29 protein-coding genes and 2 pseudogenes are annotated in these 24,753 nt (G+C 59.6%); 22 read left to right on the top strand and 9 right to left on the bottom strand.

Features of this window, described 5'->3' with window-relative positions; translation table 11 throughout:
• Window positions 1–49: 49 nt before the first annotated feature.
• The 5 genes from cls (at window position 50) to ACHMW6_RS18565 (ending at window position 3,961) form a co-directional block, all read left to right on the top strand.
• On the top strand, window positions 50–1,444 hold the full coding sequence (gene cls, locus ACHMW6_RS18585; protein ID WP_395398810.1) for a cardiolipin synthase: 1,395 nt from the start codon (window positions 50–52) through the stop codon (window positions 1,442–1,444).
• 700 nt (window positions 1,445–2,144) lie between these two features.
• A complete protein-coding gene (locus tag ACHMW6_RS18580; protein WP_395398808.1) occupies window positions 2,145–2,663 on the top strand; it encodes a hypothetical protein in 519 nt (172 codons plus the stop codon).
• A 181-nt stretch (window positions 2,664–2,844) separates the two neighbouring features.
• Window positions 2,845–3,186, top strand: a complete 342-nt coding sequence (locus ACHMW6_RS18575; protein WP_395398806.1) for a GAF domain-containing protein — start codon at window positions 2,845–2,847, stop codon at window positions 3,184–3,186.
• Complete coding sequence (locus tag ACHMW6_RS18570) at window positions 3,170–3,466, top strand: PAS domain-containing protein (protein ID WP_395398804.1); 297 nt, start codon at window positions 3,170–3,172, stop codon at window positions 3,464–3,466. Before ACHMW6_RS18575 ends, ACHMW6_RS18570 begins: the two co-directional genes overlap by 17 nt.
• 9 nt (window positions 3,467–3,475) lie before the next feature.
• A complete protein-coding gene (locus ACHMW6_RS18565; protein ID WP_395408648.1) occupies window positions 3,476–3,961 on the top strand; it encodes a PAS domain-containing protein in 486 nt (161 codons plus the stop codon).
• Here the strand turns inward: ACHMW6_RS18565 and ACHMW6_RS18560 are convergent.
• The 4 genes from ACHMW6_RS18560 to ACHMW6_RS18545 form a co-directional block, all read right to left on the bottom strand.
• Complete coding sequence (locus tag ACHMW6_RS18560) at window positions 3,951–4,256, bottom strand: hypothetical protein (RefSeq protein WP_395398802.1); 306 nt, start codon at window positions 4,254–4,256, stop codon at window positions 3,951–3,953. The genes ACHMW6_RS18565 and ACHMW6_RS18560 overlap by 11 nt on opposite strands.
• Window positions 4,231–4,767: a methyl-accepting chemotaxis protein gene (locus ACHMW6_RS18555; RefSeq protein WP_395398800.1), complete on the bottom strand. Its 537-nt coding sequence runs from the start codon at window positions 4,765–4,767 to the stop codon at window positions 4,231–4,233. Before ACHMW6_RS18555 ends, ACHMW6_RS18560 begins: the two co-directional genes overlap by 26 nt.
• Window positions 4,764–5,069, bottom strand: coding sequence for a HAMP domain-containing protein (locus ACHMW6_RS18550; RefSeq protein WP_395398798.1), 306 nt, complete (start codon window positions 5,067–5,069; stop codon window positions 4,764–4,766). Before ACHMW6_RS18550 ends, ACHMW6_RS18555 begins: the two co-directional genes overlap by 4 nt.
• Before the next feature lie 112 nt (window positions 5,070–5,181).
• On the bottom strand, window positions 5,182–5,766 hold the full coding sequence (locus ACHMW6_RS18545; protein ID WP_395398796.1) for a CHASE3 domain-containing protein: 585 nt from the start codon (window positions 5,764–5,766) through the stop codon (window positions 5,182–5,184).
• Between the two features lie 1,079 nt (window positions 5,767–6,845).
• Here ACHMW6_RS18545 and ACHMW6_RS18540 point away from each other — a divergent pair.
• Genes ACHMW6_RS18540 through ACHMW6_RS18520 form a run of 5 tightly spaced genes read left to right on the top strand, consistent with a single transcriptional unit; the run spans window position 6,846 to window position 8,538 of the window.
• Window positions 6,846–7,346 (top strand): hypothetical protein, encoded by a 501-nt coding sequence (locus tag ACHMW6_RS18540; protein ID WP_395398794.1) that lies wholly within the window; start codon window positions 6,846–6,848, stop codon window positions 7,344–7,346.
• Window positions 7,347–7,640: a DUF2252 family protein gene (locus ACHMW6_RS18535; protein WP_395398792.1), complete on the top strand. Its 294-nt coding sequence runs from the start codon at window positions 7,347–7,349 to the stop codon at window positions 7,638–7,640.
• A complete protein-coding gene (locus ACHMW6_RS18530) occupies window positions 7,582–7,992 on the top strand; it encodes a DUF2252 family protein (RefSeq protein WP_395398790.1) in 411 nt (136 codons plus the stop codon). The genes ACHMW6_RS18535 and ACHMW6_RS18530 overlap by 59 nt, the downstream gene beginning before the upstream one ends.
• On the top strand, window positions 7,989–8,153 hold the full coding sequence (locus ACHMW6_RS18525; protein ID WP_395398788.1) for a DUF2252 family protein: 165 nt from the start codon (window positions 7,989–7,991) through the stop codon (window positions 8,151–8,153). The genes ACHMW6_RS18530 and ACHMW6_RS18525 overlap by 4 nt, the downstream gene beginning before the upstream one ends.
• The gene (locus ACHMW6_RS18520; RefSeq protein WP_395398786.1) at window positions 8,101–8,538 is read left to right on the top strand and encodes a DUF2252 family protein; all 438 of its coding nucleotides are present in this window, start codon (window positions 8,101–8,103) and stop codon (window positions 8,536–8,538) included. Before ACHMW6_RS18525 ends, ACHMW6_RS18520 begins: the two co-directional genes overlap by 53 nt.
• A 66-nt stretch (window positions 8,539–8,604) precedes the next feature.
• On the opposite strand, the gene ACHMW6_RS18515 is transcribed toward ACHMW6_RS18520, so the two are convergent.
• Entirely contained in the window at window positions 8,605–8,838 is a 234-nt protein-coding gene (locus tag ACHMW6_RS18515) for an FCD domain-containing protein (RefSeq protein WP_395408647.1), read from the bottom strand.
• Window positions 8,732–9,346 carry a FadR/GntR family transcriptional regulator gene (locus ACHMW6_RS18510; RefSeq protein ID WP_395398784.1) on the bottom strand — a complete coding sequence of 205 codons (615 nt, stop codon included), beginning with the start codon at window positions 9,344–9,346 and terminating at the stop codon, window positions 8,732–8,734. Before ACHMW6_RS18510 ends, ACHMW6_RS18515 begins: the two co-directional genes overlap by 107 nt.
• Before the next feature lie 202 nt (window positions 9,347–9,548).
• On the opposite strand from ACHMW6_RS18510, the gene ACHMW6_RS18505 reads away from it, so the two are divergent.
• The 12 genes and pseudogenes from ACHMW6_RS18505 (at window position 9,549) to ACHMW6_RS18450 (ending at window position 22,710) form a co-directional block, all read left to right on the top strand.
• Window positions 9,549–10,490 (top strand): TonB-dependent receptor plug domain-containing protein, encoded by a 942-nt coding sequence (locus tag ACHMW6_RS18505; protein WP_395398782.1) that lies wholly within the window; start codon window positions 9,549–9,551, stop codon window positions 10,488–10,490.
• A 224-nt stretch (window positions 10,491–10,714) separates the two neighbouring features.
• Window positions 10,715–12,097 (top strand): TonB-dependent receptor plug domain-containing protein, encoded by a 1,383-nt coding sequence (locus tag ACHMW6_RS18500; RefSeq protein ID WP_395398780.1) that lies wholly within the window; start codon window positions 10,715–10,717, stop codon window positions 12,095–12,097.
• Between the two features lie 2 nt (window positions 12,098–12,099).
• The gene (locus ACHMW6_RS18495; protein ID WP_395398778.1) at window positions 12,100–12,261 is read left to right on the top strand and encodes a hypothetical protein; all 162 of its coding nucleotides are present in this window, start codon (window positions 12,100–12,102) and stop codon (window positions 12,259–12,261) included.
• Between the two features lie 12 nt (window positions 12,262–12,273).
• A pseudogene (locus ACHMW6_RS18490) lies at window positions 12,274–13,427 on the top strand (mandelate racemase family protein).
• Between the two features lie 9 nt (window positions 13,428–13,436).
• Complete coding sequence (locus ACHMW6_RS18485) at window positions 13,437–15,062, top strand: ABC transporter substrate-binding protein (protein WP_395398776.1); 1,626 nt, start codon at window positions 13,437–13,439, stop codon at window positions 15,060–15,062.
• Window positions 15,046–16,107: an ABC transporter permease gene (locus ACHMW6_RS18480; RefSeq protein ID WP_395398774.1), complete on the top strand. Its 1,062-nt coding sequence runs from the start codon at window positions 15,046–15,048 to the stop codon at window positions 16,105–16,107. The genes ACHMW6_RS18485 and ACHMW6_RS18480 overlap by 17 nt, the downstream gene beginning before the upstream one ends.
• Window positions 16,108–16,121: 14 nt before the next feature.
• Window positions 16,122–16,967, top strand: coding sequence for an ABC transporter permease (locus tag ACHMW6_RS18475; protein ID WP_395408646.1), 846 nt, complete (start codon window positions 16,122–16,124; stop codon window positions 16,965–16,967).
• Window positions 16,968–16,979: 12 nt separating this feature from the next.
• A complete protein-coding gene (locus ACHMW6_RS18470) occupies window positions 16,980–17,819 on the top strand; it encodes an ABC transporter ATP-binding protein (RefSeq protein WP_395398772.1) in 840 nt (279 codons plus the stop codon).
• Window positions 17,820–17,829: 10 nt separating this feature from the next.
• A complete protein-coding gene (locus tag ACHMW6_RS18465; RefSeq protein ID WP_395398770.1) occupies window positions 17,830–18,609 on the top strand; it encodes an ABC transporter ATP-binding protein in 780 nt (259 codons plus the stop codon).
• A gap of 129 nt (window positions 18,610–18,738) precedes the next feature.
• Window positions 18,739–19,050, top strand: a complete 312-nt coding sequence (locus ACHMW6_RS18460; protein ID WP_395398768.1) for a hypothetical protein — start codon at window positions 18,739–18,741, stop codon at window positions 19,048–19,050.
• A 101-nt stretch (window positions 19,051–19,151) separates the two neighbouring features.
• Window positions 19,152–20,533 (top strand): annotated as a pseudogene (locus ACHMW6_RS18455) (MFS transporter).
• A 1,121-nt stretch (window positions 20,534–21,654) separates the two neighbouring features.
• Window positions 21,655–22,710, top strand: a complete 1,056-nt coding sequence (locus ACHMW6_RS18450; protein WP_395398766.1) for a GGDEF domain-containing protein — start codon at window positions 21,655–21,657, stop codon at window positions 22,708–22,710.
• A 70-nt stretch (window positions 22,711–22,780) separates the two neighbouring features.
• Here the strand turns inward: ACHMW6_RS18450 and ACHMW6_RS18445 are convergent, their stop codons facing one another.
• The 3 genes from ACHMW6_RS18445 to ACHMW6_RS18435 all read right to left on the bottom strand — a co-directional run bounded on the left by ACHMW6_RS18445 (window position 22,781) and on the right by ACHMW6_RS18435 (window position 24,686).
• A complete protein-coding gene (locus ACHMW6_RS18445; protein ID WP_395398764.1) occupies window positions 22,781–22,993 on the bottom strand; it encodes a hypothetical protein in 213 nt (70 codons plus the stop codon).
• A 163-nt stretch (window positions 22,994–23,156) separates the two neighbouring features.
• Entirely contained in the window at window positions 23,157–23,465 is a 309-nt protein-coding gene (locus ACHMW6_RS18440; RefSeq protein WP_395398762.1) for a transcriptional regulator, read from the bottom strand.
• A gap of 990 nt (window positions 23,466–24,455) precedes the next feature.
• A complete protein-coding gene (locus ACHMW6_RS18435) occupies window positions 24,456–24,686 on the bottom strand; it encodes a hypothetical protein (protein WP_395398760.1) in 231 nt (76 codons plus the stop codon).
• Window positions 24,687–24,753: the final 67 nt, after the last annotated feature.

The raw sequence follows: 24,753 nt of genomic DNA, 5'->3' as shown, positions 1-24,753 counted from the left end.
GGATGAGACTCAGAATGGTACGTTTGCACGAGATAAAGAAGGGGATAACGTGAAAACCGAGGTGGCAGCGCTTGGTTTAGTTGTCCTGCTTGCGGGAGCGATAGTGGCGGCCTGTGCCGCACTCCCTACCGTCTCGCTAAATGATGCAAAAGCGACGGCGAACCAGATGGCGCTTGCTAGGGATGCACATGGAAACTTGCCCGCTCCTGGAACCGAAATCTTGCTGAAGAGGCGTTGGTCCAAATCAACGTTGGATGCCAGCGCACTCGCGATTCTTGAAGAGGCGGCCACGGGCGCTCCTCTCATTGCCGGTAATAAAGTCCAGCTACTATTCGATGGTCCGCTGACAATGGCCGAAATGGAGAAATCGATTGCCAACGCCAAGAACAGTATCAATTTCGAGACCTACATCTTTGACCAGGATGAGCAAGGCAAACGGTTTGCTGATCTCTTGATGCGGAAACAACGGGAAGGGGTTGTGGTCAACGTGATCTACGACAGCGTTGGTACGATCAACGTGCCACAACCGTTCTTTGAGCGCATGCGTTCTGGTGGAATTCATTTGGTGGCATTCAATCCAGTCAACCCTGCCAAACTTCGAGGCAATGGTTGGAAATTGAACAATCGTGACCATCGCAAGCTATTGATCGTCGATGGCAAGGTTGCCTTCACGGGCGGGGTAAATATCAGTGACACCTACGCGAACAGCTCGCCTTTTCGAGCGCGCCGCGATAAGCGCGCGAACGACAATAACGATTCTGGCTGGCGCGATACCCACTTAAAAGTCGAGGGTCCCGCTGTATCTGCCATGCAGTGGGCGTTTGTTCAATCGTGGTTAGAGCAGGATGCCGACGACTTGAGGGAGGCTGACTATTTCCCGGTGCAGTTCGCGTTGGGAGACATGGTGCTCCGGGTGCTTGCCACCAAGCCGCAGGGTCGGTTTGAGATATACAGGTCCCTCTTGCTGACGGTGCAGGAAGCGAAAAAGTCGATCCATATGACGTGTGCCTATTTCGTTCCCGATAAGCAAACCTTGTCGGCATTGACGGCCGCTGCGGGGCGAGGTGTGGAGGTGGAGCTCGTGCTTCCCAGCATATCGGATGCTGGCATTGTGCACCAAGCTAGTCGGGCCTATTACACACCACTATTGGAGGCTGGAGTAAGAATCCACGAATTGAAACACTCCGTGCTACATGCAAAGACCGTAGTGGTGGATGGTGTCTGGTCGACTGTCGGGTCGACCAATATCGACAAACGTAGCTTCGTGCACAACTACGAATTAAATGTAATTGTGATCGGCGACGCATTTGGTGCGGAGATGGACAGCGCCTTCCAGGAAGATTTACGCAATTCAACGGAGGTGACGCTCAGTGCATGGCAGCGGCGTCCACTGCTTGCAAGGCTCGGAGAGTGGCTGGCTGGACTGCTTGACTATTGGCTCTAGGCGCCTGTGGCCCCTACTGAGCGTCCATCATAAGATCACAGAAGGCCCGAATGTGGTGCCGACAGGCCCATCGTACAGCCACTCTGAAATGGAGTTCGCCTTCGAAGTAACCGCGAACAATGGCACCGCATCGCACTTGATCTCGCGCACTTCGCTTCTGTGGAGCTGCAGCCCCGAGGGCTGGAAGATCTACGAGGAGCACAATTCGGCACGCTCAATGGCAGCCGACGCCTATCGCGCAATCAAGTAATGGCGGCTTCCGCTGCTCGCCACAGCAGCCATGCGCTTAATTGCTGATGTACTGGTGGGCTTCTAGCGCGTCTCTTTTACAAGGGCGCTAGGCAGTGCGCACAGTACTGTCGCACGCTGATAAGCAGCGAATGGTGAAAGCTTCCGGACTGGGCACGAGGGCGACGTCCCAGCTCTTGTTTCGCCTCCCTGCAGCCGGCTTCATGCCCATGCCATGGGTAGATCAACCCCAGAGCCGCTTCTGCAATCTCTTCGATGGTCGGCAGATTTTTCTTGCTTGCAAGAGGGGCGAGGCTTCGTAGCAGCCGGCCAAAACTTGATGGATCGTTCCAAACAGCAACAGCTTGTCATGAGAAGCGCGGGAGGAGGGTGACTTGCGATAAAGTGGCGTGAGCGCAATTTGAGCGTGCTGTCTCGAAGGGGGCGGTGATTCAAACAAGGAGAAAGCGTCGTGGCTGTGAATCTGCATTTTCCCGGCACAGGTAAGGTCGGCGCGTTGATGCGCGTGCATGACTGGTCGTCGTCGGTGCTTGGCGATCCAAGCGGATGGCCCGTGTCTCTGCGCTCTACTGTCAGGCTAACGCTCAACTCGAAGTTCCCGATGTTTGTGGCATGGGGACCGGCGTTAGGCTTCTTGTACAACGACGCTTACGCGGAAATCCTGGGGAACAAGCATCCGCTTGCGCTTGGCGCCCGTTTCCAGGATATCTGGCAAGAGATCTGGCCGGATATCAGTCCAATCATTGATTCTGCGCTGCAGGGCCACTCGAGTTACTACGAAGACTTGCCGCTTGTGGTCGAACGTGCCGGGCTGCCGGAGAATGCATGGTTCACGTTCTCATATTCCCGCTGCATGATGATGAAGGTGTCATCTCCGGAATGTTTTGTTCGGTTGTTGAGACCACCAGGACCGTCAGGACAAAGCTGCGCCAATTCCAGCTCGACCTGGCCGACGAGCTCCATCCCCTGACCACCCCCCATGAGATTGTCGCGGCAGCAGTGCGGTCGCTGGCGACGCATCTCGCAGTGTCCCGATCGTGGTACGCGGAGATTGACGACAGCGCCGGGACTTTTTATACAAGAAAGGGCTGGAGCGAACCCGATTTGCCGGCCTTGCCGTCCACCGGTAAGGTGGACGAGTTTAGCCGCAATTGTTGAGAACGCTCGCAACGGGCAAGGAGTTTGTGTGCGATGACGTGGCAAACGATCCCCGCACGCGTGATTTCGCTGGACGCTATCAGGCCTTAGGGATCGGCTCCATTCTGATCGTCCCTGTGCTCAAGGATGGTCGTCTCGTTTTCAATATCAATGTCACCAAGCGCCATGCCTATTCCTGGACAGTCGAGGACGTGCGCGCGGCGAAGGATGTGCTCGACCGCACATGGGTGGCCTTGGAAAACGCTGCCACGCAGCAGCGGCTGAAAATTGAAACGGATAAGAGCGATTACATCCTCAACCACATGGCGGGAAGCGTTCATGCTGGTCGCAGATGACGGCCGCATCACCAAAGTGAATGCGGAAGCGCTGCGCGTGCTTGGGCATCACGCACAAGACGTGCTGGAGGGGGAGTATTTGACGCTCTGGACAAGCGATATCGGGCGCCAGATCGCCGCAGCATGCAAGGCGGTCATGCGAACGGGAGCACCGACTACGCTCGAGCTGAGCGAGCTGCGAGAAGGGACAAAGGATGCCTGGCTGGAGATGCGCATCTCGAACCTAAAGAACCATGGCCTCGCCATCTTCTTTCGTGATGTGACCGCGCAAAAATGCTGAGCACTAGCCCTGCAGCGCAGCGAGGAGCATCTGAGTACATTGTTCGAACAAACGGCCGCCGGTATCGCCGAGCGCGATCTTGAAGGGCGGCTCATCCGTGTTAACGAACGCCTGTGCCAGATACTGGGCCGCACGCGGGAGCAAGTGCTGGGCATCAACATCCACGAGCTGACCCACCCGGACGACCGGGCAAGAAGTATCGCGGCGTTTCACCAACTACTAGTGGACGGTCAACCGTTCAGCATCGAGAAGCGCTACCTGAGGCCGGACGGGACGGCCGTCTGGGTCAGTACGACGGTGAGTCCGATTCGGCAGAGTGCGGCACAGCAGACGGGTTCGGTCCTGGCGGTGATCGTGGAAATTAAAACCCCAGCATGCGGCATTGGACTTTGGCAGCAATATCAACTGCTAGTCGATCAGCTCGTTGCTAAGATCGTTTCCACATGGGTAGTCTTTCACAAACGCTGTTCGTCTCAAATTATTGTCACGCTGTGACAGCGAACTGAGTGACACTCGATTGCAGGCCGCTGGCCGCGTGTTGCAACTGCAAAACAGCGTAACTGGTGGCCTTCGACGCCTCTGCGGTTTGCTGTGTCGTATCGCTCAACTGCCCCATGGTTTCAGAGATCTGCTGGGCGCCAACGGCTTGTGATTGCATGCCCTGCAGAACTGTGTCGAATCGCGGCACCAACTGCTGCACCTGGTCTAGGACTGCAGACAGCTGTTCGGTCACCTGTTGCACTTCGCCTACGCTGCCGCGAATATCACACGCGAATTTTTCCATGCCCATGACGCTCGCCGAGACCGCAGACTGCATTTCTTTGAGCATCTGCTCGATATCCCAAGTCGACACCGAGGTCTGGTCGAGCCAGGCGCCGGATTTCCGTTGCGACGACTGAGAAGCCGCGGCCAGCTTCGCCCGCCTTCTCCGCTTCAATGGCGGCATTCAGCGACAGGATGTTGGTTTGGTCTGCCACTTTGACGATGGTGGTCAGCACGCTGTTAATGTTCGAGGCTTTCTCCGACAGCGCGGCCAATTTGGCGTTGATAATATCGGACGCACCTACCATTTGGTGCATCACGCCGTCCAATCGTTTCAAGTCGCCCTGGGCCTTTGCCGTGGTATTGCTGGTGTAGTCAGCAACTGCCGTGGCTTCTTCCATCGTCTTCAACAGTTGGACGGTGTTGGCCGAAATTTCTTTGCTGGTCGACAGCACTTCCACGCTCGTTTGCGACTGCTCGATACCGGTCGCTTCCTGCTGCCGTGCCGAAGCGGCGATCTCGGTCGCCGAAGTGGTCACTTGAATGCTTGCGGACTTGACGTTGGTGAGCAGTGCACGGAGACTCTCAAACATGCGGCCAGAGCTTCGGCCAATTGACCGATCGCATCCTTACCGGCGACGTCGATCTGGCCCGTTAAATCACCTTTTGCTGCTTTCGATACGACACCGAGCAGCGCGTCGACCTTGAAGCGAAGAAGGCTGGAGGCAGCCTGTTCGTTCGCCATTGCATCCTGGATGGCCTGGGCCATGCGGTTAAACTCCGCAGAGACTTGGCCAAGTTCATCCGCCGAGATGATCTGCGCGCGCGTAGATTTGGTCACCGCGTCCCGAACTGGTTCACAGCATGAGTGAGATGCCCTAAGGGACTCAAGATCGAACGGGCCAATAACCAGGCAATAATGGAAGCCAGAGCCAGGCATGTAAGGCCTCCTCCTACCAGCACTGAGCGCATGGTGGCCTGCAAACTGGTTGATTCCTTGAGTCGTTCTGCCAGCAGCTTGTTCTCTTCTGACATAGCCTCGTCCATGAATTGGTAGATTTGCCGATGACGCTATTGCCGCCAACCAGCGGGCCGGTGCGTCCCATCGCGTCTGCAGCGCCAGGTGTGTTGCCCAGTGACTGGCGCAGCTTTAGTTGGGCGTCGATGACTTCTTCGGCCCAGTTGGAAATGAGCGATTCGAGCTTCTTGAACCTGCTCACTTGCGCGGCATTCTCGTGCGTCAGATCTTGAAGGTTCTGGATTGACGCGGGCAGGTCATGCAGTTCTTTGCGCGTGCGTTCCAGGCGTTCGGGTTTGCCCGTCAGATAGTAGCCGCGCGCCTCGACTTGCACTTGCAGGAGATCCATGCGCAACTGGTCGATCGCTTGAATGACTTGTAAGGTGTGGCGATCTGCGCGGTTGGCGTCGGACAGGCTGCTAAAGCAGCTATATGCGATCGTGAGGAGAGTCAGGAAAATGATAAGGATGGCAGCAAAGCTAGCGAAAAGTCTTTTGCTGATGCTCAGGGATTTAAACATTCCGACTCCGGTGGCTGTGATCAATGCGCTATTGTCCCACGCGCGAGGCGTGTTCATCATATCTCTGGTGACGGCTACAATGCGGCGGTGCTTGCGTGTTGCCTGCGTCCAGTCACGATGTGTACGACGAATCCCAATGCCCCGCATAGTCCAAGTATCCAGTGCAACGACGACTATAGCGTCCGGTCGCTTTCAGCGGCAAGATAGTAGAGGCCATACCTGCTGAAAATGAGCAGCAGCATGGAGACGATGACGCTCCATCCCGCGTTTAGGTCGCGCCCCGGACTTGATCGCACGCCGGATATGCGCGTTCATCAGGCTACCCACAAAAAATAGCGTCGCCATCGCTGCGGCGCCATGCAGCTTCATTGCGAGCGGCTCCAGCGGGTGTATGGTTTCGCCGAACTGCCCGACTGATCGCAGCCAATAGTGTGCGACCAGCCAACACAGACCGCTCAATGTGAGCCGGGTCAAAACGCCATAAATAGTTTGCCTGTGCAAGCGCTCAATCCGTAGATTGACATGATGGCGGTGCCGATGGTGAGTATGCATTGCCTAGATTATGAATGCGGTAGCTTGCCATTGTGCCAGTGTCGGATGGCACGGATCGCCACTGGCCATGACCACCTTGGCCAGAGCATCGGCTGCAGCGCAACGCGGCGCACGCACCGATACGCTGCGCTGTCATCGGCGATCCAGTGCGACCGTCAACGAGTGCGCTGATCCGCCTGTCCCCCTTCCGACGCAGTGAAAAGTAGCTGGCGGAGGTGGCCAGGGCTTCGTCGCACAGCAAGAGCTCACGGATGCGCGCTGTGGTTGTCTCGGGTCACGGATGGCTACCGGCCATGACCGGTCCCCCCAGCGCTCTCAGATCGCCGCCGGCGTTAACGCATGCCTGCATCGCCCGCCCTGTCGCAAGGCTTCGACCGCAAGATCGACTGCGTAACCTTTTGCAATGCCGCCGACATCAACCCAGCCGGGCTGCAACTTGCGCACTGTGTGCCAGGCTTCAGTGCGATAGACCAGCCGTCTTGGCTGAAAGGGTGGATGTTCCTCCGCGGGAGGCGGAAGGCAGTCCCATGCAACTAGCTGCCGTGATCCGCGAAGCCATGATGGACGTACTGGCCAATGCGGCTCCGGGCAAGAGTTTTTGTATTCGCAATACATCGCCGAAACGCTGGCGGGGCAGTAGAGCCGCTGTCATTGGTGCGCTCGGTGCCGAGGCTACCATGAGTCTGGCACGTCGCGCCGGCGACCTGTCGGATCAGGCAGACTTGGCGAAATACTGGCGCGGCTGGTTGGCGCCACTGATGCAATCCGGCGCGCTGGCCATGTGCCACCCCTCGTCGGTGGCGCGCAGCGTCGAGCCCTTCCGCCTGCGGGAATTTCTCTTCCTGGGAAGCTCACAGTTCGCTGACATTCTGGCGGAGTCCCACATAATGCCCATGTCCTGGTCGCGCGCCTTGGCGGTGTCGCATGACTTCCCGCGCAATGCGGCGATGGGACACCGACGGACTGAAGCAGATGATGTGCCGCGCGATTTGATGGTGGAAGATGACGTGATGATAGGGCGCCGGTGAATGCATTTTTCAGGAGGGGCTACGGCGAAGAAGACGGCGCGGTTGCGTGAGCGGGACGTGGTGAGCTTGGTGACGGCGTTCAACGTCGACCGCGAAGCAGAGCAGGTAACGCACAAATACCGACTGATCTCGGCCAATCCCTTTGCATTTTTGCGTGGCACCTGCCACCCCTATTACCCTGACTATCCGGCCGATGCGCGCTTCAATCAGGCACCGTTGGCTTGGATCTGTGGCGATGTGCACCTGGAAAATTTCGGTGCATACAGAGTGCGGAAATCGCCTGTCCTACTTTGACATCAATGACTTCGGCGAGGCCCTGCTGGCGCCGGCCAGTTGGGAGTTGAGTCGCTTTTTGGTAAGTGTGCTGGTCGCAGTCGATGCCCTAATGGTGCGTCCGGCCGAAGCCATAGCCCTGTGCCACGGTTTCCTCGACGCTTACGTTGATAATCTGACGGAGGGAAAGCCTCGTTGGGTGGAGCGGGCCACAGCCGAAGGCATAGTGCGTGATTTGCTGCGCGATCTGCGTTTGCGCGAGCGTCCCCGCTTTCCTCAATCGCCGTACCGAAATGAAAGAAGGGACTGGGCAAGCTGCGCCTGCATGGCATCAAGGCGCTGCCAGTCAATGACCTGGAGCGCGACAAGGTGACGCAACTCATGGCCGCCTATGCGGAGACGCAGCACACGCCGGAGTTCTTCCGCGTGCTGGATGTGGCGCGCCGCATCGCTGGCACCGGCAGTCTGGGGTTGGAGCCTTATGCCATCCTGTCACGCGGACGCGGCGGACTGGATCGGCAATTTCCTGCTTGATCTGAAGTTTGCGCCCGGTTCTGTGCTAACGCCTTACATGTCGACAGCGCAACCCAAGTGGCGGACTGAGGCCGACCGCGTGGTCGCTGTACGAAAAGCGAGTGCAGGCAATTTTGCCGGCGTTCTTGTCAGCGGTGAGCGTTGGCCCTCTGTCCTATTGCTGAAGGAGTTATTGCCGCAGCAGGATCGGCTGTCGCTCAATCTGTGGGACGGCAAGCTGCGCCGCCTCGAAAGCGGGATGCGTACTAAGGGTAGTATCGTGGCGTGGGCCCAACTTCGATCTGGTAGCAGACAGGGCGCGACCTGTAAGCGGCTTAAGGCACTCAAAACATGGGCGCGCGGAAGGAGTGTCATCTTCCTTGCTGCCGCTAAAAATTTGATATAACTTATCAGACGTCTGATGAGTTGGGTGGCGAGTTGGCGGTCTCGGGAGTTGGATGGGTGGCGAGGGCTACTGCTTGTTTGTGCCGTGCAGTTCCAGCGCGCGGCGCAGGCGTTCGCGGCTGTTGCTCAGGTGGTTGTGCATGGCGGCGCGTGCGGATTCGGGGTCCTGGCGGTCGATTGCGTCAAAAATGTCCTCATGCTCGCGGCGCACGCGCTCGATGTAGACCTCGGGGGTATCGCGTGGCAGGTGCCTGAACGCGCTGCGGGCGCGCGGCAGCAGCTCTTTGCTGAGGTGGTTCAGAACATCGTACAGGTAAGTATTGTCCGCGGCCTGGGCAATGGAGAGAGTGAAATTCCGTGTCGCTGGCGGCGTTGTCCGCGTTCGTATCGCATTGCGCCAGAAAGGCGTCCAGTGCAGCACGGATGCGCGCCAGTTGCGCTGCGTTGCGGCGCCGTGCGGCCAAGCCGGCGGCCTCGGTCTCAAGGCTGATGCGCAATTCCAGGATGCTGAGCACGTCGTGCTGGCGCATGTCGGCGGGGGCTTGTAGTCCCATTGGCTGTGCGCTGCGGTCGAGGACGAATGTGCCTTTGCCCTGTCGCGTTTCCACCGCGCCGGTCGCCTGTAGCTGCGACATGGCTTCCCTTACGACTGAGCGGCTCACACCCAGTGCCTGAATGATCTCGGCTTCCGACGGCACCTTCTGGCCTGGGGTGATCCGTCCATCTCGGATCAGCTCGGATACATAACTGACCACGGCGTGCGCCAGGTTGCGCGGTTTGGTGTGGGGTGGTGGCTGGTGGTTGTCCATAAGTGACATTGGTCTGGAGCGTTATTGCGTTTTCTTAGTACCATGATTATACTTGGCCGTAAGATGTCTGATGACAGACAACTAGGTGGCAAAAATAAACGGCGCGCAAAGCGCTCGCAGGCGACAAGAAGGGTAGTGCCATCGCGCCGCATCCTCACGCCTGCTGCATGACAACCCATTGTTCAACTATGGAGGAGACAACATGCATCACCGTAATCACTCAGCTCCGCAACGGCTTGCCTTGAGCGTAATCGCGCTGGCAGTATTTACCCTTGCGGGCCGGGCGGCAGCACAAGACGCGGCATCGGCGCCGGAGGCCGCAGGCCAGATGGTCAAGGTGGAGGTCACCGGCTCGACCATCAAGCGTGTGGCGGGGGAGATGGCGCTGCCGGTCACCTCGGTGAAGTCGGATGATATCGCCAACGCCGCACTGACCACCATCGCCGACCTGGTGACCTCGCTGCCGGTAGGTGCGACCAACGTGCCTTCCTCCGCCGGCGCCGGTACCAATATGAATATGCGCGGCATCGGCATCAACCGCACGCTGGTCCTGCTGAATGGCCGGCGCATGGTCAATGAGCCGCTCAGCAATGGATTCGTCAACGTCGATATGATTCCCATCAGCGCCTTGAACCGGGTCGAAGTCCTGCGCGACGGCGCTTCCTCCACCTACGGCACGGACGCCATGGGCGGTGTGGTCAACTTCCTGACCAAGCGCAGTTACAAGGGGCTGGAACTTACCGGCCAGGTCGTGGTGCCGGAAGCGGCGGGCGGTGGCCGCGAGCACCGCGCGAGCATCCTGGGCGGCATTGGCAATCTGGGGACGGATGGCTGGAACGTGTATGCCACGATTGACGTGCACAAGCGCAGCAAGCTGGAATCCTTCGACCGCCCGGAACTGACCAATCCGGCCTTGCTGGCGAGTCTCGGCATTGCACCCAAAGCTGCCAGCGGCACTTACGCCTGGCCGGCCAATATTTTCTCGCCCACTACCGGCATCACGGGCAATCCCTATTATGCGGGCGGCTGCCTGCCGCCGTATTCGGGTGCCGGCCACCAAGAATACCTGCATTCAGGACGCCAATTACGTGCTGGCGCTGCCGGGCAATTCCCAGGCTACCTTCTTTACCAAGGGCAGCCTTAGGCTCTCCGACGATCACCTGATTACGGCGGAACTGCTGTATGCAAAAGAGTACATCACGACCCAGAAGCCGCCTACCACCACGGTTGGCTTTAATGGCGCAGTAGCGAAGATTACGCCAGCCAGCCCCTACTACCCGGGCGGTAGCGCCGGCGTGCCGGCCATTGCAGGGCTCAACGGCTCGACCCTGAACGTGTCGTGGAGCGTGGCAGAACTGGGGCCCGCCGTTGCGAGGGACGAGCAGAAGGCCACGCGCCTGGTGGTGGCCGACGAAGGCCGGATTCGGCCAGTGGGACTATCGCCTCGGCGGCATCTATGGCCACGGCGAGCGCGATTCGTATTTCGTGCAGGGGTATCTGAATCGTCCCAAGCTGCAGGCGGGTGTGCTCAACGGCATATTGAATCCTTTCGGCAAACAGAGCGCCTCCGGCCTGGACTACCTGAAGAGCATCTCGGCCGATGGCGGTCAGATCCGTCACACCACCAATCTCTATACCGGCGTCGACCTGACCCTGACGCGTGAGCTGATGCAGCTGGGCGGCGGAGCCATGACCTTGGCCACCGGCGCTGAATACCACCATGACGCCAACGACGACCGCGCGCTCGATGGCGTGATCGACGTGCCTTATCAGAACCGTTTGCCCAGCTATGCCGAGGGCAGCCGCAATATCGCCGCCGTGTTTGCCGAACTCGATCTGCCGGTAACTGCCGATCTCAGTTTCAACGTGGCGGCGCGGCACGACCACTATTCAGATTTCGGCGGCACCAGCAATCCCAAGGCGAGCTTCCGCTGGCAACCCACCAAGACGCTGATGTTCCGCGGTTCGGCCAGTACCGGCTTCCGGGCGCCGACCCTGTTCGACCGTTATGGCTACCGGCTGCCCGGCGCCACGGCGCTCACCACCAGTAAATGGGATGATCCGAAGCTATGCCCGGGCACGATCGGCATCGCCGGCAGCGGCAAGGCTGTCGCCGGCGCCAACCCGCTGCTGGTCTGCAATGCCTTCTTGCCGATTCAGCAGGGCAGCAATCCGGACGTGCAGCCCGAGACTTCGCGCAATCTGACGTTCGGCGTGGTGCTTGAGCCAGTACGCAATATGATGGTGATGCTGGATTACTACAACATCCACGTGAAGGACAGCATCGGCCAGCTGCCGCAGAATTCCATCTTTACCAACACCACAAAGTACGCCGATCTCTTCGTGCGCAACCCGGACGGCTCGCTGGCCTATGTAAAGGATACGGTGTCCAATCTGGGCGACCTGCGCACCAGCGGCATCGACGTGGGCCTGTCCTATGCCTTCCCGAAGACCGCATTCGGCGACTTCAAGGCCGGGCTGGACGGCACCTATGTCACCCGCTTTGAAAACCAGAATGAAAAGGATGGCCCGTGGATTTCCAATCTGGGACGCTTCGGCTCCGTCGGCTCGGGCAACGTCACTTCCAGTCCCACCTACACTTTCCGCTGGAAGCACACACTGCGACTGTCCTGGGAGCGCGGCGACTGGTTCAGCCAGCTGACCCAGTTCTATAACACTGGCTATCACGACCTGAACAACGTGCTGCCGGAATCTACCGTGACATCAAACCGTATTCGGTATGGAACGTGACCGTGACATACAAGGGGATCAAACACGTCAAGGTGTCGCTGGGCATCAGCAATCTGCTTGACGAAAACCCGCCCGTCACCAACTCGAACTCCACCGCATACGCCAACAATATCGCCAGCCCGATCGGCCGCGCCTACAACGCGCGCCTGACCTACGAGTTTTAAGAAAGGCAGTCCATGAAAATCGAACGTGTACAAGGCACCGTTTTCCACTATCTGAGCAGCCGTAGCGTGGACAGCGCGGGCCACTCGCATCCAGGTCCCGAAAAGCGCGTCAATATGGCCATGCTGACCATCACCGCCGACAATGGCGTCAGTGGTTACGCTTTCGGGCCGGTTGAAGTGGTGCGTCCGCATGTGCTGGAAGCGTTTGTACGCAAAGTGCTGATCGGACAGGACCCGTTCGACCGCGAACGCCTGTGGCAAGACCTGGTGCACTGGCAGCGCGGCAGCGCTGGGCAACTGACCGACCGCGCGCTGGCCGTGGTCGAGCAGGCGCTGTGGGACCTGGCCGGGCGCGCGCTTGGCGTGCCAGTCTACAAGCTTCTGGGCGGCTACCGCGACAAGGTGCCGGCCTACGGCAGCACCATGTGCGGCGACGAATTGCAGGGCGGCCTGTCCACGCCGGACGAATATGCTGCCTTTGCCGAAAAGCTGGTGGGGCGCGGCTACAAGGCTATCAAGGTGCATACCTGGATGCCGCCGGTGTCGTTCGCGCCCAGCCCGGCCATGGACATCAAGGCATGTGCGGCAGTGCGCGAAGCGGTCGGCCCGGACATTACGCTGATGCTGGACGGGTATCATTGGTATAGCCGCAGCGAGGCGCTGACCATCGGCCGCGCCCTGGAAAAACTGAATTACGCATGGTTCGAGGAGATGATGAACGAGCAAAGCATCGCTTCGTATGCCTGGCTCGCCAACCAGCTCGACATTCCAATCGTCGGGCCGGAAACGATCTCGGGCAAGCACCACAGCCGCGCCGACTGGGTGCAGGCTGGGGCATGCGACATCCTGCGCGCCGGCGTGCCGGGAGTAGGGGGATCACGCCCACCATGAAGGTGGCGGCGCTGGCCGATGCTTTCGGCATGGACTGCGAAGTGCACGGCAATGGCGCAGCCAACTTGACGGTGGTCGCTGCGATCAAGAATTGCACCTGGTATGAGCGCGGCCTGCTGCACCCTTTCCTCGATTACGATGTGCCGCCCGCTTATCTGCATAGCCTGCCGGACCCGATGGATGCCGAAGGCTTTGTGCATCTGTCGCAGAAGCCGGGCTTGGGCGAGGATATCGACTTCGAGTACATTGCCGCCAACACCGTGGAAACCTATTAAGGCGCACGCATGAGCTTTGTACGGACCTTCCTCATGTTCGGCGCGAGGCTGCTGGCGCTGCTGGCAGCGCTGATGCTGGCGGTGGCGCCGGCGCCGGCGCTGGCCGCCACGCCGCGCGACCAGCTGGTGATCGGCATGAACATGAATAATCTGCTGTCGCTTGATCCGGCCGGCGCCACCGGCAACGACGTGCTGAGCGTGGTGGCCAACCTGTACGATTATCTGGTCGAACTCGATCCGCATGATTTGAACCACGTGCAGCCGGCGCTGGCGGAACACTGGGAATTTGCGGCGGACCGCGGCAGCCTGACGCTGACGCTGCGCCAAGGTGCCCGTTTCCAGTCCGGCCGCGAACTGACTGCCGAAGACGCGGCCTGGTCGCTGCAGCGCGTGCTGAAGCTCAACCTGGCCATGGCCTCGCCATGGAAAAGCTACGGCTTCAGCGCCAAGAACGTGGAGCGCTTGATCCGCGCGCTCGATAGCCGCACACTGCGCATCGACTTCCCGGAACCGACCGACCCGAAAATGGTGCTATACACGCTGGCCACCTCGGTCAGCGCCGCCATCCTCGATCGGCAGGCAGTACTGGCGCACCAGCAGCATGGTGACCTTGGCGCGGCCTGGCTGCTGACGCATGCAGCTGGCTCCGGGCCCTTTTCGCTGACGGAATGGCGCGCCAAGGATGCCATGCTGCTGGACCGCTTCGATGGCTACTGGCGCGGGCCGGCGAAGCTGCGGCGGGTAGTGATGCGCCATATTCCGGAGTCGCTGTCGCTGCGCTTCATGATCAATCGCGGCGACGTCGATCTGGCAGCGGGCATGGCGGGCCCGGACATCGAAGCTCTGAAGCACGACGCCAGCGTGGTGGTGCAGCCCGTACTGCGCGGCACTTCCTACTACGTGGCGATCAGCATGAAAAATCCGCAATTTGCGGACCGGCGCGTGCGCCTGGCCTTGCGCAGCCTGATCGACTATGCGGGCATCAACAAGGCCATCATGCCGAACTACGGCGTGGCGCACCAGCGGCCCGTGATGATAGGCCTGGCGGCGGCGCTGCCCGATCCGGGCTACCGGCTCGATGTGGCGCGCGCCCGGCAGTTGCTGGCCGAGGCGGGCTATGCGCAGGGTTTCCACACGACGATCCGTGTGTTGTCCGATCCGCCGCTGATCAATATCGCCACGTCGCTGCAGGCCACGCTGGCGCTGGCCGGCATCCAGGCCGACATCCTGTCCGGCACCGGCAACCAGGTCTATGGCGCCATGCGCGACCGCAAGTTCGACATCGTGGTCGGACGCGGCGGCGGTGGCGTGGAACCGCACCCGCACGCCAACTTGCGGGCCATGGTGTACAACCCGAACAATAGCGATGCCGCCAGGCTCACCAACTTCCAGGGCTGGCGCACCGGTTTCTATAGTCCGGCCATCAACCGCCTGATCGAGCAGGCCGTCCGCGAGCCCGATGAGGAGAAGCAGAATGCCATGTACCGCGAAGTGCAGCAACTGTACGACAGCGAAGTGGGCGCCATCCAGCCCATCGCGCAAATGCAGGAGACCGTCGTATTAAGCAAGCGCGTGCATGGCTATGTCGGCCATCCGTCCGCTACCACCCATCTGCGCGATGTCTATAAAGACTGAGCCCAGCCTGAGAGGAGAGATCATGTCAAGTTTGTGGGCACGCGCCAGCGCACAGCGCACGCGCCTGCTGAGTACCCTGGTCACCCTGCTTGGTCTGCTGGTGCTGACCTTCTGTGTGGGGCGCGTGATGCCGATCGACCCGGTGCTGTCCATCGTCGGTCCCGATGCCGACGCTTCGACCTACCACCAGGTGGCAGTCCAGCTGGGTCTGGACCAGCCGCTGTGGGTGCAGTTCGGGCGCTACCTGAACGAATTAGTACACGGCAACCTGGGCACTTCGCTGCTGACCGGGAACGCCGTCAGTGCCGATATTGCCCGTGTGTTCCCTGCCACCGTGGAACTGGCCACCTTCGCCATCGTGCTCGGCACGCTGGCCGGCGTGCCGCTGGGCGTGCTGGCCGCCAGCCATCGTGGCCGCTGGCCGGATAATGCCGTGCGCGTGCTGAGCCTGACCGGGTATTCGACCCCTGTGTTCTGGTTCGGCATGATGGGCCTGCTGGTGTTCTATGCCTGGCTGGGCTGGGCCGGCGGCTCGGGGCGCATCGATCTCGAATTTGACGGCGTGCTGCGCCCCGTCACCGGCCTGCTGCTGGTCGACAGCGCGCTGGCGGGCAACTGGGAAGCGTTCGGCAACAGCGTGCGCCATCTGATGCTGCCGGCCGGGATTCTGGGGTTGCATTCGATGGCCTACATCAGCCGCATGACGCGCAGTTTCATGCTGGCCCAGCTGTCGCAGGAATACATCCTCACGGCCCGCGTGAAGGGACTGCCGGAGTCCAGTGTCATCTGGCGCCATGCCTTCCGCAATATCCTGGTGCAGTTGCTGACCATCGTGGCGCTGGCCTATGGCGGATTGCTGGAAGGGGCGGTGCTGATCGAGACCGTGTTCGCCTGGCCCGGTTTCGGCCAGTACCTGACCAACAGCATGCTGCTGGGCGATATGAATGCGGTGATGGGATGTGTGCTGGTAGTCGGCATCATCTTCGTCGGCCTCAATCTCCTTTCCGACCTTCTGTATCAAGTCTTCGATCCACGGATGCACTGATGACGACTTCTTCCATGCCCGCCCGCCACCAGGCCCTGCGCCGTGCCGTGAGCCACCTGCTGCACAATCCCATGACGCTGGCCGGACTGCTGGTGATCCTGCTGCTGGCCACGGTGGCGTGCAGTGCGCCGTGGCTCGCCACCCACAACCCCCTGTTGCAAGATCTGTCGCAAGCCTTGCAGCCGCCGAGCGCGGTGCATTGGTTCGGCACCGACGAATATGGGCGTGACAGCTTCAGCCGCCTGGTCTACGGCGCCCGCACCACGCTGTATATTGTCGCGCTGGTGACGCTGGTGGTGGGGCCGGTCGGGCTGGCCATCGGTACCGCCTCCGGCTATTTCGGCGGCTGGGTCGATGCGCTGTTCATGCGCGTCACCGACATTTTCATCTCCTTTCCCAGCCTGGTGCTTGCGCTGGCATTCGTGGCGGCCTTGGGCCCGGGACTGGAACACGCGGTGATCGCCATTGCGCTCACCGCCTGGCCACCGATTGCCCGCCTGGCGCGCGCCGAAACGCGTTCGCTGCGCAAAGCCGATTTCGTGGCCGCCGTGCAGCTGCAAGGCGCCGCGCCGCTGCGCATCCTGCTGCGCCATATTGCGCCGCTGTGCCTGTCGTCGGTGCTGGTGCGGCTGACGATGAACATGGCCGGGATCATCCTCACAGCCGCTGGCCTGGGCTTTCTGGGGCTCGGTGCGCAGCCGCCGTCACCGGAATGGGGCGCCATGATCTCGGCGGGGCGGCGCTACATGATGGAATGCTGGTGGCTCGTGGCCATGCCGGGTGCGGCGGTGATGCTGGTCAGCCTGGCCTTCAACCTGCTGGGCGATGGCCTGCGCGATGTGTTCGATCCCCGCAGCTGAAAGGAAACACCAATGACTGACATTAAACTAGCGGTGGAAGATCTGAGCGTGCGCTTCGCGACGCGCGATGGCCTGGTGGATGCCGTGCGCGGCGTGTCGTTTAAGCTGGGACGCGAAAAGCTGGCCATCGTCGGTGAATCCGGTTCGGGCAAGTCCACCGTGGGCCGCACGCTGCTCAAGCTGCACCCGGCCAGCGCCCGCATCGACGCCCGTGTTTTGCGTTTCGGCGACACAGACCTGCTGCGCGCCGACGAGAGGGCCATGCGCGCCATCCGCGGGCAGCGCATGTCCATGATCATGCAGGATCCAAAATATTCGCTGAACCCCGTGATGCGCGTAGGCGACCAGATTGCCGAGGCTGTGCTGGCCCACCACAAGCTGCCGCGCGCTCAGGTGCGCGAACGCGTGATTGCGATGCTGGAGAAGGTGCGCATCCGCGAGCCGCAGCGTGTCTACGAGCGCTATCCGCACGAGATTTCCGGCGGCATGGGACAGCGCATCATGATCGCCATGATGCTGATTCCCCATCCGCAGGTGGTCATCGCCGACGAGCCGACATCGGCGCTGGATGTGTCGGTGCGCTCGCAGGTGTTGTCGGTACTGGATGATCTGGTCGACGAACGCGGCCTGGGGCTGATCTTCATTAGCCATGACCTGAATCTGGTGCGCAGTTTCTGCGACCGGGTGCTGGTGATGTATGCCGGGCGCGTGGTGGAATCGATTGCGGCAGCGGATCTGGACCACGCCCAGCATCCGTACACGCGTGGCCTGCTAGCGGCATTACCATGCATCGACCATCGCCGCGCGGTGCTGCCCGTTTTGCAGCGCGATCCGCGCTGGCTCACTCATTAGGAATCGACGTATGATTACGGTAAAGGGTTTGCAGCTGAGTTTCGGCAGCGGGAGCCAATCTCACCAGGTGCTGCATGACGTGGGCTTTTCGGTCGGTGAGGGCGAGGTGTTCGGGCTGGTCGGCGAATCCGGTTCGGGCAAGAGCACGGTGCTGCGCTGTCTGGCTGGCCTGCATCGCCATTGGGAAGGCGAGATTCGCATTGGTGGCCAGGCGCTGGGACACAAGCTGACGCGCGAGCGTTGCCGCCTGATGCAGATGGTGTTTCAGGATCCCTACGGCTCCCTTCATCCGCGCCATACCATTGATATGGCACTTTCCGAACCGCTAAAGATCCACAAGATGGACAGGCAGGATGAGCGTGTGGCGCAGATGCTGGCCAAGGTCGGCTTGAACGAATCTTTCCGCTACCGCTATCCGCATCAGCTTTCTGGCGGACAGCGCCAGCGCGTGGCGATTGCGCGCGCCCTGATCCTTGAGCCGCGTATCCTGTTGCTTGACGAACCCACATCCGCACTGGATGTGTCGGTGCAGGCCGAAATCCTCAACCTGCTGGCCGAACTGCGCGAGCGGGAAGGCTTGACTTACATCCTCGTTACCCACGACCTTGGCGTGGTAGTGCACCTGTGCGACCGCTTGGCGGTGATGCAGCAAGGCCGGATTGTCGACACCTTGCCCAGCGAGCAGCTCAGCAACGGCGGCGCCACCCATCCTTACACTCGCACGCTGATCGACGCCACCCGCAACTATTCCCGTGTCCTCGAACGCCCGCAGCAATTTGCGAGCCCTTGAGCTCCTCCGATGAGCTGGTGCTTCGTCGCCGCACACAGCAGCGAAAACACCGATGTGCCGGCCACTTCTACTACCTTGGCCATCGGCCACGACCTCGGCCGCAATCTGCTCTTGGGGGGTAACTAAAACATGGTGTGGGTGCAACTGTATTTTGCCTATGGCGTGGACAAGGGATTCAATAGCGCCCCATTAGGCAACGCTAACAATCCATATGGTGGTGTGAAGCCGACGCCGTCAACGGATGGAGGAGATGCAATGTTGGGCCTGAGCGCGCGGCTGGGCAGAGGCAGGCTGACGTTCTCCGTTATGCACAAAGGTGACAAGACCGGCTTAAATCAGGACGCCAGTTCCCAGGGTATTGGCTACTTGTGTTCGCTATCGAAGCGCAACGACCTGGGTGCCGCCGATACACATATCCGCAATAAAAATGGCGCCGGGTAGGTCCCTAACAACTCTGAATCGGGCGGCGGCAACGCGGGTGACAACCTGGGCTTTCGGCATAGCTTCTGAACTGACACTCAATCCCCAAAGGAGACAATGAAATGACTATGCAGAAAAATCAGGCGGCTCAGGCGACGCGCGTGCGCTGGAGCATACTTACGATGCTGTTTGTGATTACTACCATCAACTATGCCGATCGTGCGACGATTTCCATCGCCGGCCCTGAGATTAGCAAGCAACTTGGACTGGACGCGGTGCAAATGGGATTCGTCTTCTCTGCATTCGCTTGGTCTTACGTGTTGGCGCAACTGCCGGGCGGCTGGTTGCTGGACCGGTTCGGTTCCAAGATCACGTATTTTTTCAGTATCTTCCTGTGGTCCCTGTTCACCATGACGATGGGGGGCGTAGGCTTGCTGACCGGTGCCGCCGCCGTCGCGGCGCTGTTCGGCCTGCGCCTGCTGGTAGGGGCAGCCGAGGCACCTTCATTCCCGGGTAACAGCCGCCTGACTTCCGCCTGGTTCCCCACTACCGAACGGGGCAAGGCGGCCGCCATCTTCAATTCCGCACAATACTTCGCCACAGTGCTCTTCGCGCCCCTTATGGGATGGCTGGTGCACAGCTTTGGTTGGCCGTCTGTGTTCTATGTGATGGGGGGCTTGGGGATTGTGATGTCAGTGGTCTGGTTGAAAACTATTTATGGCCCGGCGTGAGCACCCGCGCATTAATGCCGCCGAACTGGAGTTGCTGGAACAGGGGGGCGCACTGGTGGACCTTGAGTCGGCCGCCGTCACGTCGAAGGCCTCCATCGACACTTGGGGCTGCATTCGCCAACTGCTGGCTAATCGTATGTTCCTTGGCGTCTACATCGCACAATATTGTGTGAACACGCTGACGTATTTCTTCCTGACCTGGTTCCCTGTTTATCTGGTCAAGGAGCGGCATATGACCATCCTCAAGGCGGGCTTCGTGGCGGCGTTGCCTGCGGTGGCCGGGTTTATCGGTGGTGTGCTGGGTGGCATCATCTCCGACCGTATGATCAAGCGTGGGTTTTCGGTCTCCGTGGCGCGTAAGACCCCGATCGTGTGCGGCATGCTGCTGGCTACCAGCATGATCATCTGTAACTATGTGTCGACCGACTGGATAGTGGTGGCTGTAATGTCGGCGGCTTTCTTTGGCAAAGGCGTGGGCGCCCTTGGCTGGGCGGTCGTATCAGACACGGCGCCCAAAGAGGCGGGGGGATTAAGCTGGCGCCTTGTTCAACACCTTTGGCAACCTGGCCGGCATTACGACTCCCATCGTGATTGGCTACATCCTTCAATCCACAGGCTCCTTCTCTGGTGCGCTAGTCTTTGTAGCCGCCAATGCGGGCGTGGCAATCTTCTCTTATCTTGTCATTGTTGGCGATCTCAAGAGGGCGAAATTTAAGGTGCCGGTCAGCGCAACGCCGGATGTGAAATCTGGCACGCGTGTCGGCCAGAACTAGGGCCGCCTAGTTGATGCTTGCAGGCGCCCAACAGGCTTCCACTGCCAACCCGAGCTACCAAAGCGAATTTCTACGCTGGGAGACAACGGACGGCTTCGGTTGCCGGCATAGTATGATGTTCGCCACCGATGCGGCCGCGCTCTAGCGACCTTGATCGCACTATTTTGTGGGTGTAGGATAATTGAGTCGAATCGTGAGCAAGAGGGCGCTCTAAACGAACAATAGGTGATGGTATTTCTGCTGGTATCGGTTGCGGGAAAGCTTAGGAAGTAGCGTCAAATCAAGGACTTCGGTCTGCCGCAAATAATAGAGTGGGAGTGAGTTGGTAAATTATTAAGATTGCATATTAATCCATTTAAGTAAGCTAAAGCCCTGTTTTTACAGGGCTTTTCTAATTGGCTTTTTGATCGATAGCTGTGCGTTCTTTTATCTGGATGATAATGCGAATGCAATGATGTTGGGTGACTTTGGACCGAGTCAACGGTGAATGCGGGGCTCGAACATTCGGGCCCTGCATCCTTGCACAGGTACTGCAGCGGCATGCTGAAAGCTCCTGAAAGATGTGGATGGTCGGGACTTGCCCGGCGAAACGCGCCAACAAGCAGGTTCAACAATCGGGGGAATCGGGCAGGAGTTGCCGGCAACGGCAAGACAGGACAAAGACCGGCAATAATTTGCGGTGCTGTGAAGCGGTACAATCAATATACAAGGCTTTGCCGGCGGTACCTAGTGCTATTTACAGAACTTGGGTTCATCGAGAATGCCTTTTGAGACATGGCGTTGCGTCTGAAATGGCAATCGCCGTTGGAAGCGCCAGCATGTTGCTGGTGCGAAGGCAGTTTCGTCCTGCAGGTCCAACGTTTGAAGCATAGTCTCATCTGGTACTGCCCGTTTCGTGTGCCGGCACCGTTGGGATGGCCAAGCGGTCGGATCGGATCTTTGCGACAGATGTGTATGGCAAGGTTACGCGCTCGTGGCTACTACGCGTCGGGCGACAAGATTGAAGTCCCCCTGTTCGTCGGCATGCGAGTGGCTTGCCTTGCACCGTAGTTTTGATGGATGAAGTGCATATGATGCGAAATCGTCCCGGGCAGTCTTGCCGGGTCACACCGGAGGGGGCAGTGCAGATAGTGATGCGGCATAAGCCAACAAAGAGCGAGCTCACATTGCTGTTGCAGATGGCAAAAGCGCTGATGTGCGCCATCGATATCGGGGCAGCCTTGCGCGCGATCGCGGAACATCTGGCGGATCTGAAGCCTGATGCCATCTTACTCATCAGTAACGCCGATAGCGGGGACAGCTGCTACTGCCTCGATACGTCTTTGGGCAGCGCGTGCATGGAGTTGAATCACCGGATGTGCCTCAGTGTACACAAGCACGTCGTTGACAGCGCGCACGGACAGGCCGCGGGCGCTTTTGCGCTGGACGACGGCATGCAAGTCGTGGCGCCCTTATGGGCCTCCGGCGGCCATATTGCTTTGAGCTGGAAGGAGCCGCCAGCGTCTGCTACGCAGAAGCATGCACTTGAGCTGCTGCCACTGATCGCGGATTTGGCTGGCGTTCGTCTTAACAGCCTTCTGGACCAGTTGCATAGGGACGAAGAGGTGCATGAGCAATATCAGGTCTTCACAGCGACCCAGTCGCGCCACATCGAGGAACTCCGGGTGAGTGAGCACGAGAAGGTGGCGGCACGCGAGCTAGCGGCACAAGACGAACTGACCGGGTTGCAGAACCGGCGCGGATTCTTGTCCAAATCCGAGCAATGTTTGCTGATCGCGCGCCGCAAGGAATTGGCATGTGCAGTGATCTTCGCTGATGTCGATGGCTTGAAGCGCGTCAACGATAAGTTCGGTCATGCGGCGGGCGACGCGTTGATTCGCGATGCGGCAACCATGTTCAAGAGTGTATTCCGGCAGGCCGATGTGGTCGGGCGCGTTGGCGGTGATGAGTTCGCCGCGTTCACCTTCGATAACGCCACGCCGCGTGCCATCGTGAAACGGTTGAAAGGGAAAATGGCACGGTTCAACGTGGGAAGGCCCACAGGCTGTGCGTTGTCGTTGAGTATTGGCGTCATCAGTTGCGACCTCGTTGGCGAAGCGCCTCTGTCCGAATACCTTGTCCGCGCCGATGAAGAGATGTACCGGCAAAAGCGCCTAGGCAGGCACAGGTCAAACTAGCCATGGCAGTACAGCACTGCCGCAGACGTTGTTGTGGGGTTCGCGGCGATGTGTGGCGATACTGCGGCCATTAGTTGCCATGCGGTGCCATACGTGCCGTCGAGCGACGAAGATCGGCATGACCGGAAAGGACGCGTTGAACCACGCACAAGGGCACGCAGCGGGAGAGTAGATAGCGTTCCGCGCTGGCGATACCGACGATGTCGCTCAGTGCAATCGCATACTGCACAATGGCGGCGGTCCACTGGTCTTCGCGCCGCGACTTATCAGTGCAATCCTGCATGGTGCCCTCCGTCAGCGTGATGCCAAACTGACGCAACGATGGTTAGATACCCAGGAATTCACCCTGATATAGACATCCCTGCCGCACTGCCAACGGGGCGATAAAACCTTGCCGCTCGGAGGTGCGCGGCTTTTGGCGCAACGCCTACAGCATAGCGGTGCATTCAGTGCTTGGCCCGGAGTGCCCTGTATGTGTAGTGGCGTACGTCCAGGGTGGTCTGCGCAACGAAGGCGCCACCCCTGATGTCGTTGTGGAACAGGTCTAGCCACGACGTGGCGTCACTGATGAAGTACTGTTTGGATTGGCCCGTCGATGTGCGGCGTACAGTCAGTTCACCTTGTAAGGCGGGTATTTCATCGGTCTTTGGATCCGTGGTATCGGTAGCGCTCAGGGAAAAGTCTGCACACGGCATGCGATGCCGTCGCAAAATGTTCGCAAACTCCGCCAAATCATTTGCTTCAAGCAGTTCCATAGGTCCTCCCATTGTGTCCCTGCAAGTTCAGTATAGGCTTTATTGCGGCTGGGTCTACGTGCAATCATCGCGCGTGCTGAATGGGTGCGGCAAGATCAGGTCGTGCAGGCGCCCTTGCAGGGTGTTTGTAGCGGTCTCGTGCCATCGTGCGTCATGGGATCGGCGCGCCGTCGGGACTTGAGCGTGCGAGGCTGTCGTGCGAATAGTGGGCGGGATCTGCGCCGCTTGAGCATCGGAACACCCATTACGCAATGGGGGCTGTTGCGAGAAGCAAGCGCCCCCCCATTTCAGCATGCCTGGAAATGGGGGGCATTATTGTTTGGCTGGTCAACGTGCGGTGCGCTAGTGGTCGACTTGACGAAGCAAGTTGTTCGCCTCAGTGCGCCGTTCTCTTTGCGCCAGGCGGGCCGAAGCGACCAGGCGCCGTAATGCGTGGCGGAATATTAGACGTCCGAGGCCGCATCGAGATTGTCATCCAACGATCGCGCATGGATCTGTGAAATACCATTAGCTCAAAGAATGCGGTCGCCTGCACAAGCTGATTGGCTGCATTTCGTGCGTCCACCTTCAAGTACTGGTGGTCGGTATCCCATTGTAGGATGCGGTCCATCAGGTCAGAACCCATGCGTTCATTGGGAAGCCCAATGTAGACTAGGCCAGTGCTGCCATCCGATCGGCAGTAGGACACTTTCCACTGCAGTAGGTTTGCCATTGAGTCCTCCCTGCGGTGGCTAAGGTAGCTTTCGGAGGGGCAGCCCAGGAAATGCGTCGGCGATGGATATCGGTCAGCAGGGCCAGTCTCGATATCAGGGGGCGCTCAGATGCTGCCCCTTAGTTCAGTATGTCCGGCGCGCTATGTATTCCACGTACTATCGTCGCCAGCGAGGTGGCAGCGCGTGGTGTTGGTGATGTGGTGGCGTACCGTGTTGGATGGTGGTCGCATGTGGTGCGTTTTGTTGCTCCTGACCCCAAGGAGTGGAGGACGGTGGGTCAACGATAGCGCAGGCGCAACTGCTGGAAAATGATCAGCCGGCTAATAATGGAACGACGGCGGCCCCATTCGCCAAACAAGACGCGTTGCAGCGTCGCTTCGGCGACCCGTTGGTTCCTTAGGTACGCTACTGCGTATCGCCAGCCATGCGTGCGCACAAGGTCAATTGCGTGCTCGAGATAGCGGACCTGTTCGTTGTCGTGCCTTCGTTCGGTACAGATGGTTCCCATGATGTTCCTCCGTGGGCGAAGCGTCAGCAGCTTGGACTTGGAAGCCGTCACCCTTAGGCCATCAGTG

Origin of the sequence: Pseudoduganella sp. UC29_106 (assembly GCF_044055365.1) — a bacterium.
Classification (GTDB): domain Bacteria; phylum Pseudomonadota; class Gammaproteobacteria; order Burkholderiales; family Burkholderiaceae_D; genus Rugamonas.
The sequence above is the reverse complement of the archived record's forward strand: the minus strand, read 5'-3'. Positions and strand labels throughout refer to the sequence as shown.

Bases quoted from the DNA above. Each gene is read 5' to 3' on its own strand.
- ACHMW6_RS18520 (WP_395398786.1), top strand. From the start codon at position 8,101: ATGCCATCCTGTCACGCGGACGCGGCGGACTGGATCGGCAATTTCCTG.
- ACHMW6_RS18445 (WP_395398764.1), bottom strand. From the start codon at position 22,993: ATGCAGGATTGCACTGATAAGTCGCGGCGCGAAGACCAGTGGACCGCC.
- ACHMW6_RS18505 (WP_395398782.1), top strand. From the start codon at position 9,549: ATGCATCACCGTAATCACTCAGCTCCGCAACGGCTTGCCTTGAGCGTA.
- ACHMW6_RS18545 (WP_395398796.1), bottom strand. From the start codon at position 5,766: ATGTTTAAATCCCTGAGCATCAGCAAAAGACTTTTCGCTAGCTTTGCT.
- ACHMW6_RS18540 (WP_395398794.1), top strand. From the start codon at position 6,846: ATGCAACTAGCTGCCGTGATCCGCGAAGCCATGATGGACGTACTGGCC.
- ACHMW6_RS18480 (WP_395398774.1), top strand. From the start codon at position 15,046: ATGTCTATAAAGACTGAGCCCAGCCTGAGAGGAGAGATCATGTCAAGT.
- ACHMW6_RS18510 (WP_395398784.1), bottom strand. From the start codon at position 9,346: ATGGACAACCACCAGCCACCACCCCACACCAAACCGCGCAACCTGGCG.
- ACHMW6_RS18435 (WP_395398760.1), bottom strand. From the start codon at position 24,686: ATGGGAACCATCTGTACCGAACGAAGGCACGACAACGAACAGGTCCGC.
- ACHMW6_RS18485 (WP_395398776.1), top strand. From the start codon at position 13,437: ATGAGCTTTGTACGGACCTTCCTCATGTTCGGCGCGAGGCTGCTGGCG.
- ACHMW6_RS18530 (WP_395398790.1), top strand. From the start codon at position 7,582: ATGTGCACCTGGAAAATTTCGGTGCATACAGAGTGCGGAAATCGCCTG.
- ACHMW6_RS18465 (WP_395398770.1), top strand. From the start codon at position 17,830: ATGATTACGGTAAAGGGTTTGCAGCTGAGTTTCGGCAGCGGGAGCCAA.
- ACHMW6_RS18560 (WP_395398802.1), bottom strand. From the start codon at position 4,256: ATGGGCATGGAAAAATTCGCGTGTGATATTCGCGGCAGCGTAGGCGAA.
- ACHMW6_RS18440 (WP_395398762.1), bottom strand. From the start codon at position 23,465: ATGGAACTGCTTGAAGCAAATGATTTGGCGGAGTTTGCGAACATTTTG.
- ACHMW6_RS18470 (WP_395398772.1), top strand. From the start codon at position 16,980: ATGACTGACATTAAACTAGCGGTGGAAGATCTGAGCGTGCGCTTCGCG.
- ACHMW6_RS18475 (WP_395408646.1), top strand. From the start codon at position 16,122: ATGCCCGCCCGCCACCAGGCCCTGCGCCGTGCCGTGAGCCACCTGCTG.
- ACHMW6_RS18535 (WP_395398792.1), top strand. From the start codon at position 7,347: ATGCATTTTTCAGGAGGGGCTACGGCGAAGAAGACGGCGCGGTTGCGT.
- ACHMW6_RS18460 (WP_395398768.1), top strand. From the start codon at position 18,739: ATGGTGTGGGTGCAACTGTATTTTGCCTATGGCGTGGACAAGGGATTC.
- ACHMW6_RS18570 (WP_395398804.1), top strand. From the start codon at position 3,170: ATGCTGGTCGCAGATGACGGCCGCATCACCAAAGTGAATGCGGAAGCG.